This window comes from Saccharopolyspora halophila, from assembly GCF_039531955.1.
GTDB lineage: Bacteria > Actinomycetota > Actinomycetes > Mycobacteriales > Pseudonocardiaceae > Saccharopolyspora > Saccharopolyspora halophila.
This window is the reverse complement of the sequence record NZ_BAAARA010000031.1, coordinates 1-1,458: the sequence shown is the minus strand read 5'-3', so window position 1 is coordinate 1,458 and position 1,458 is coordinate 1. Positions and strand designations below refer to the sequence as shown.

Here is a 1,458-nt window from a genome sequence, read left to right as displayed (position 1 = left end):
GCGACCCCGCGAACCGCTCCTCGACCAACCACTCCTGCACCAGACCCAACACGCGCGAAGTCGCTCGGCGCGCCGCACCCGCAACGTCGTCGACGGGCTCGTGCGCGACCGGAGCCAGCACCACACCGGCCTCGGTGCTCGCCAGATTCGCGCGCTCCGGCCCCGGCAGCCCCACCGGGTCCGGGCCGAGGACATCCCAGGCCGGGCGGGCCGAGTTCGTCGAGGCGGCGACCGGTACCCAGTCCAGCTCGAACAGCGAATCGCGCGATACCTGCGCGTCGTCGAGCTCGGCGGGCGCGAACTCGCGCACCACCAAGGAGTCCACCGACGCCACCTGAGCGCCGCCGGAGTCGGCGAGCGCGATTCCCATCGACCCGTCCGCGGCGACGGACATCCGCACCCGAAGTTGGGAGGCGCCCGAGGCGTGCAGCGAGATCCCCCGCCAGGAGAACGGCACGACCCCGGCGGACGCCTGCTCGCCCGCGAACCCGAGCGCGTGCAAGCTCGCGTCCAGCAGCGCGGGGTGCAGGCCGAATCCGGAGGTTTCCACCTCCTCGGGCAGCACGACCTCCGCGAAGACCTCGTCACCGAGCCGCCACGCCCTGCGCAGCCCTCGGAACGCGGAACCGTAGTCGAAGCCGGACTCGGCCAAGCGCTCGTAGAAACCGGTGATCTCCACCGGTTCGGCGTCCGCGGGCGGCCACACCGCGGTGTCGAAGGTGGTGAGCAGTTCCTCGGCCGCGAGCAGCCCGACGGCGTGCTGCGCCCAGGGCAGCTCCGCGTCGTTCTCGGGCCTGCTGTGGATGGTGATGGAGCGGTGCCCGGAATCCTCGTCGGGTCCGACGCGCAGCTGCAGCTGCAGTGCGCCCTGCTCCGGCAAGACCACCGGGGCCGCCATCGTCAGCTCCTCGATCCGCCCGCATCCCGCTTCGTCAGCGGCGCGAATCGCCAGCTCCACCAGGGCGGCTCCTGGCACGATCACCTGCCCCCGCACGACGTGATCGGCCAGCCAGGGCTGCGACCGCACGGACAACCGGCTGGTGAACAGGAACCCGTCCGATCCCGCGAGCTCGGCTCCGGCGCCCAGCAGCGGATGCTCCACCGATTCCAGGCCTGCACCGCGCACATCGCCCGAAGGGCCCGACGTGTCGGGCCAGAACCACCGGCGCTCGAACGCGTAGGTGGGCAGGTCGACCTGGCGAGCACCCGTGCCCGCGAACAACGTCTCCCACCGCGGGGTCACCCCGGCCGTGTGGAGGCGGGCCAGCGCGGTGACGAGCGCGGTCTCCTCGTCGTGGTCCTTGCGCAAGGCGGGTGCGATCACCGCGTGCTCCGGTGCGGATTCGGCGGCCATGGCGCTGAGCACGCCGTCCGGTCCGAGCTCCACGAAGGCGCTCACGCCCGCGTCGGCGAGACGCGCGACGGAATCGGCGAAGCGCACGGTTTCCCGCACGTGCT

1 protein-coding gene is annotated in these 1,458 nt (G+C 72.5%); it reads right to left on the bottom strand.

Annotation, left to right across the window (positions count from 1 at the left end):
- On the bottom strand, window positions 1–1,458 hold a 1,458-nt coding region (locus tag ABD289_RS25110), incomplete at both ends, for a polyketide synthase dehydratase domain-containing protein (protein ID WP_344138112.1).